Raw genomic sequence first — 6337 nt, 5'->3', positions numbered from 1 at the left:
GCACGCGACATGAAATCAGTAGCCTGCCAGTGCTCCGTGAGATCGGACTCATGCGTGCGCTAACAGCCCGTTTAGACGCTGTGACAGAAAAGATTCATCCAGATATTATTCATGCGCATTCGCCAGTGCTCAATGCCATTCCCGCACTGCGCGTCGGGCGTAAGCGAGGCATTCCAGTCGTCTACGAAATTCGCGCCTTTTGGGAGGATGCCGCGGTCGATCATGGAACCAGCCGCGAGAACGGACTTCGCTATCGACTCAGTCGCGTCCTCGAAACCCTGGCGCTGCGTCAGGTCGACCATGTCACGACCATCTGCGAAGGACTTCGCAGCGACATCGTCGGGCGCGGCATCCCAGCGGAGCGCATCACTGTCATTCCAAACGCGGTGGATGCGGAGCAGTTTCAGATCGGCGGTCAAGTCGATGTCTCGTTACAGGCGCAACTCGGACTTTCGGGATGTCGAGTACTGGGTTTCCTTGGTTCCTTCTATGCCTATGAAGGGCTGGGCCTGTTACTCGAGGCCCTGCCTCTGATTCAAGAACAGGCGCCGGACGTTCGGGTGTTGCTCGTCGGAGGCGGGCCTCAAGCCGACAACTTAAAGATGCAGGCTCTACAGCTGGGTATGACCGAGCAGGTGGTCTTTACCGGCCGCGTCCCGCATGACCAAGTTCAGCGTTACTACAACTTAGTCGACTTGCTCGTCTATCCACGCCTATCCATGCGTCTGACAGAACTGGTCACCCCATTGAAGCCGTTAGAGGCCATGGCACAAGGCCGCCTGTTGGTGGCTTCAAATGTTGGTGGCCATCAAGAGCTCATTCGTGACGGTGAAACGGGCTGGCTTTTTCACGCGGGTGACGCCAAGGCTCTGGCAGCAACGGTGTTGCAGGCACTTAACAGCCAGCAAGACTGGCCGCGGATGAAGGCAGCTGGTCGGCGCTATGTCGAGGAGGAGCGTAACTGGCCGGTGAGTGTTGCGCGCTATCAACCGATTTACGAGCGCTTGTCTGGCGGCGGTCGGTAGCAGCGCCATGGCGGATCAACAACGACCTCGATTGCTCGTCTTCACCCGCGTCTATCCGAATGCCGTCCAACCCAATCTCGGACTCTTTGTGCGGGAGCGCATGCGACGGGTTGCCGAGCATCTTGACCTGATCGTAGTCGCGCCTGCACCTTGGTTCCCGCTCCAAGGTCTCATTGGCCGCTGGCGACCGCATTTGCGCCCCCAGCTGCCTAATTTTGAGCGGCAGGGTGACATCCGGATCTATCATCCGCGCTTCTTCTGTATTCCCAAACTCTTTAAATGGACGGATGGTTTTTTCCAAGCGCTCGGCTGTTTTCCGCTACTGCATCGTTTGCAGAAAGACTTCGATTTCGACATCATCGATGCGCACTTTGTCTATCCAGACGGCGTTGCTGCCCGCTGGCTCGGTCAGTGGTTGCGCCGACCTTACACCATCACCCTCCGTGGTAGTCTGACGCGATTTGAAGCGAGTCCCTGGCAGCGGCGCCAGATCGAGCGCGCCATGAGGCATGCAGCTCGAGTATTCACAGTCTCTGAGGCCTTACGCCAAGATGCGCTGCGTTGGGGGCAAACGCCTGATCAGGTTCAGGCGATTGGTAATGGCGCAAACCTCGAGTTGTTTTGGCCCGAAGCGCAGGCCATTGCCCGCGAGCAACTAGGGTTGCCGCGAGAGGGTCGCCTGCTGATATCGGTGGGCGGTCTCATCGAACGTAAGGGTTTCCACCATGTCATTGCCATACTGCCCGAACTCCTGCAGAAGCATGCCGATTTACAGTTGGTGATTGCCGGAGGCGCAACCCAAGAAGGCAACAACGAGACCGAACTGCGCCAGCAAGTCAAGCAGCTTGGTTTGATCAATCGGGTCCATTTCCTTGGTCAGTTGCCTCCAGAACAACTGCGCTTCGTCTACTCGGCTGGCGATCTGTTCGTCTTGGCGACACGCTTTGAAGGCTGGGCAAATGTCTTTCTCGAAGCATCAGCCTGTGGCTTACCGATCGTCACTACCCGCGTCGGTGGCAATGCCGAGGTTGTGGGTTCAGATCAGATTGGGCTGCTGGTTCCCTATGGTGATCAGGCGGCCTTACGAGATGCCATTCTCGAAGCGCTGAGGCGTGACTGGAATCGTCAGGCCATCCTGGCGCATGCGCGGGCGAATGCATGGGCAGTGCGCATTCCTGAGCTTGTGACGGCCTTCGAGCGGATCGTTTCTGCTGAGTCAAAGACCCAGGCCCCAGCGTTATCGCAGTATTAATGAGTCTTACGCATGCTTCCTGCTCTTGTCAAAAACGTCCTGTTTCCCGCCCATGAGCGGATCATCGGGCGCCCAACCTTTGCCTACCTCAAGGAACTGGAGCGCAGCCAATGGTGGAGCCGTGCCGAGATCGAGGCGCTGCAGGGCCGCAAACTCGCCGCACTGTTGCGCGATGCCGTGAGCCACTGTCCCTGGCATGCCGAGCGCATCCGTGCCAGCGGTATCGATCTTGATGCGGAGGTCATCGACCGCGATACCCTTAGACGTTTGCCAACCATGACCAAGGCCGATGCCCGATCGGCAGGCGAGTCCATCATCTGGCGTGATATCCCCGGCGGCGCGCATCAGTACAACACCGGCGGCTCCACGGGCGCGCCGCTGATCTTCCATATCGGACGACAACGCCAGGCCTCGGATGCTGCCGGTCGCATGCGCGCGCGGCGCTGGTGGGGCCTGGATGTGGGCAGTCGCGAGGTCTTTCTCTGGGGTGCGCCAGTAGAGCTGAATCGGACCGATCGGGTCAAGACCGTGCGCGATCGGCTCTTCAACCAGCTCTTGCTCAATGCCTTCGAGATGTCGCCGTCCGTGATGGATGTGTACATCGAGCGTATCCGTGCCTTTCGACCAAGCTGCATCTACAGTTATGCAAGCAGCCTCGCGCTCTTGGCTGCCCATGTCCGTGCGAGCGGCCAACGCCTTGAGCTCCCCGACTTGAAATTGGTTTGCACCACCGGCGAGCCACTCTTTCCGGATCAACGCGCGCTCATCGAAGAGGTGTTTGCCGTGCCGGTTGCCGTTGAATACGGGAGCCGAGACAGTGGCTTCATCGCCCACCAGTCATCGACGGGGCAACTGTTGATGCTCTCCGAGAGCACCTTAGTGGAAGTGCTCGATGCCCAAGGGCAGCCAGTCGCTGACGGTGAGCTGGGCGAGGCCGTGATCACCGGTCTTTGCTCTCAAGCTCAGCCTTTCATCCGGTACCGCACAGGCGACATGGTTCGCATGTCGACCGAGCCCTGCCGAGAAGGTCGCGGTTTGCATGTGTTAGCGGAGGTCGTCGGGCGGCAGACAGACTTCGTGGTCGCTGATGATGGCCGCATCATGCATGCGCTGGCCTTGATCTACGTGCTTCGTGCGATTCCAGGGGTGAGCGAGTTCAAACTGATTCAGCATGCCATTAACCAGCTTGAAGTGTTAGTGGTGCCTGGTCATGACTGGTCAGAGCAGGCTGCGGAGCAAGTGTTCAGCGGTTTAAGGGCTCGCTTAGGTGAACGCGTTGATGTGGAACTTCGATGCGTTGATACGATTCCGCCTGAGGCATCCGGAAAATATCGCTATGTTGTGAGTCACGTCTCGCTGCCGTCGCAGTTGGAGGACGCGCAAGCATGATGCTGAAAAAAGCGCTTCAGAATTTCAAGGATTTTGGTCTAGGTGTCGGTAGTCTTTACAGTCTGAATCGGATACTCAGCATTGCTGGTATTGGTGGCGTCTACTATTATCGCATTGTTGCGCAGCCAATTCTTGAAAAGAAACAATTGCCGAGTCATCGTGGTCGCCAGATTGAAACACGCTGGCTAGAGCGTGATGATCCCAGCCTGCGAATGTTACCGCGTCCAAACTCGGTGCTGACGAGCCGCTTTGATCAACAAAGTCGATGTTTGGGCGCTTTCATCAAAGACCAGTTAGTTGGCTGTCTGTGGTATGTCGAGAAGTGCTATAGGGAAGACGAGGTACGTTGCGATTTTTTGTTTTCCGATCAAATCGATTGTGTCTGGGATTACGACGTCTATGTTGATCCGCAGCACCGAATCGGATTCGTGTTCTTAAGGTTATGGGACGATGCCAATGACGTGCTCTATCAATCGGGGTATCGCTGGAGCCTGAGTCGGATCTCTGGCTTCAACTTAGAGTCGGTTAGGGCCCATGCGCGATTAGGTGCCAAGGACATCGGAGGCGCAACCTTTCTCACCCTGGGCAAGCGTCAGTGGTGTTGGTCAACATTTTTTTCTGGTTTAGGTTACAGCCCGAACATGAACACCTATCCTGTGATGGAGGTCAGGGTTCCAGCTGAACTCAGGCAGGATGGCAGCCGCCCAAACGTTCGCTCTTTGGATGTCGTCAAATGAGATCTGTAGCTTTGCCGCTGATTCGGCCGGTTGTATCCTTACTCTCGCCTGGCGGACATCGGGGGCGTTTGTCGATACTGATTTATCATCGCGTGCTTGCCAAGCCTGATCCAATGCTCAGCGGTACACTGGACGCCCAAGGCTTTCGTTGGCAAATGCAAACGGTGAAACAGATGTTTAATGTCATTGGCCTTGCGGATGCCGTCAAAGGGCTGGCGCAACATTCGCTTCCACCCCGTGCTGCCTGTATTACCTTCGACGATGGCTATCGTGATAATCTTGAGGTTGCAGTGCCGATTCTCCAAGAATTGGATATGTCGGCTACGTTTTTTGTAGCAACAGGCTACCTTGATGGCGGCATCATGTTTAACGATCGGGTCTTAGAAAGCCTAAGACGCATGCCAGAGGGAGAACTCGATCTGGAAGAGCTGGCGCTTGGTCGCGAAACGATTCGCCATGATCAGGATCGACAGAGGATCGCAGAAGAAATTATTATTAAAATTAAACATCTAGAGCCGGCGCGCCGTGATGAAGTGACGCAAGTCATCGCCGAACGATCACAGTCACCATTACCTAAAGATCTCATGATGACAAGTGAGCAGGTGAAGCGTCTGTCAGCGGCGGGCATGACCATCGGCGGACACACGCAAACACACCCCATTTTATCTCGGATCTCCGACCAACAAGCCCAGGATGAGATCGCAGGTGGGCGCGAGGATTTAGAAGCACTCCTTCGTCAACCGGTACGACTCTTTGCCTACCCGAATGGCAAGCCCGGTCAAGATTACAACAAACGCCACGTCGCAATGGTTCGAGCAGCCGGTTTCGATGCCGCGGTATCGACAGCCTGGGGTGTCTCCACAGCTCGAAGCGATCCGTATCAGCTCGCCCGCTTTACGCCTTGGGACCAGACACCAACAGGGTTTGCAGCGCGTTTGTCACAGAATCTGATGACTAGAAAAGCCGCTCATGCCCTGTGATGCTCGACTTTGCGATCCACAGCTCAAGCATCATCAATATCCAAACCATTTCACCGTGGTAGGCCGCATGTTCTTCACGATGCAGCTGGATTAGCCGATCGACGAAAGCTGAGCGCAAGAAGCCACGGCCCTTTAGCCGCAGCAGGCTATCGTAGGCAAGTTCACGCAGCGGTTGGTGATCATGCATCCAGACCCCAAACGGCAGTCCGAAACCGTGTTTCTTCTTCTCAATGATCTCAAGCGGTAGAAAGCCACGCACGGCTTCCTTGTAGAAATAGCGCAATTGGCCTGGTCGCAGCTTGAGCGACGTCGGCACGCGGCATGAGAACTCCAGCACATCGTCGTCAAGCATCGGATAAACCACATCGACGCCAGCCAGTTGGCACATCCGGGTCACTTTGCGCAGATCATTATCGGCCAGCGTCTGCTGCCAATCGAGATAGAGCATGCGATTGATCGACGACGCTTGCTGCGGACGTTGATAGAGAGCCCGCATCAATTGCCAGGGTGCCTCAGTGTCGATCTGTTCCAGAAAGTCTGTTTCGAACAGTTCATGCAAGGGCAAGCGGTGTAGATGATTGTAGGTCTGCAGCCGATCCGGCAGCGGAATCCGAGCCTGCTCAACATAGCTGCGCGCCTTGCTCACCAGCGGGACAGCGCGTGGCAGCCGGGTGAACAAGGGCTCCAGCAGCCTCTTGCGCAGCGGGCCTGGAATCCGATTCCAATGCTCGAACACCCCCTGTTTGGCATAGCGCTCATTACCGGCGAACAACTCATCACCGCCATCGCCACCGAGCAGATGGGTGACGCCGGTCTCAGCCGCGAGCCGGGCGCAGAAATAGGCGGGCAGGGCGGAGGAATTGCCGAACGGCTCGTCATAGCTTGCGGCGATCAGCGGCACCGCCTCGACCACATCCTCCGGGGTTACATAGTATTCATGCGCTTTCAGGCCGA

Annotated in this window: 6 protein-coding genes; 5 read left to right on the top strand and 1 reads right to left on the bottom strand. The window is 56.6% G+C overall.

The features are described 5' to 3' along the window. From VBE63_RS23475 to VBE63_RS23455, 5 genes are all read left to right on the top strand, one after another. Positions 1 to 1025 (top strand): TIGR04063 family PEP-CTERM/XrtA system glycosyltransferase (locus VBE63_RS23475; protein ID WP_323685440.1); only part of this gene is annotated, 1025 nt, incomplete at its 5' end. A gap of 7 nt (positions 1026 to 1032) precedes the next feature. Next, a complete protein-coding gene (locus tag VBE63_RS23470) occupies positions 1033 to 2277 on the top strand; it encodes a glycosyltransferase (protein WP_323685439.1) in 1245 nt (414 codons plus the stop codon). Positions 2278 to 2289: 12 nt separating this feature from the next. Continuing rightward, a complete protein-coding gene (locus VBE63_RS23465; RefSeq protein WP_323685438.1) occupies positions 2290 to 3666 on the top strand; it encodes a phenylacetate--CoA ligase family protein in 1377 nt (458 codons plus the stop codon). After that, entirely contained in the window at positions 3663 to 4403 is a 741-nt protein-coding gene (locus VBE63_RS23460) for an N-acetyltransferase (protein WP_323685437.1), read from the top strand. Before VBE63_RS23465 ends, VBE63_RS23460 begins: the two co-directional genes overlap by 4 nt. Next, on the top strand, positions 4400 to 5383 hold the full coding sequence (locus VBE63_RS23455; protein WP_323685436.1) for a polysaccharide deacetylase family protein: 984 nt from the start codon (positions 4400 to 4402) through the stop codon (positions 5381 to 5383). The genes VBE63_RS23460 and VBE63_RS23455 overlap by 4 nt, the downstream gene beginning before the upstream one ends. Here VBE63_RS23455 and VBE63_RS23450 read toward each other — a convergent pair. Next, on the bottom strand, positions 5358 to 6337 hold a 980-nt coding region (locus VBE63_RS23450), incomplete at its 5' end, for an asparagine synthase C-terminal domain-containing protein (RefSeq protein ID WP_323685435.1). The genes VBE63_RS23455 and VBE63_RS23450 overlap by 26 nt on opposite strands.

Origin of the sequence: Lamprobacter sp. (assembly GCF_034860625.1) — a bacterium.
Taxonomy (GTDB): Bacteria; Pseudomonadota; Gammaproteobacteria; order Chromatiales; family Chromatiaceae; genus Lamprobacter.
The sequence above is the reverse complement of the archived record's forward strand: the minus strand, read 5'-3'. Positions and strand labels throughout refer to the sequence as shown.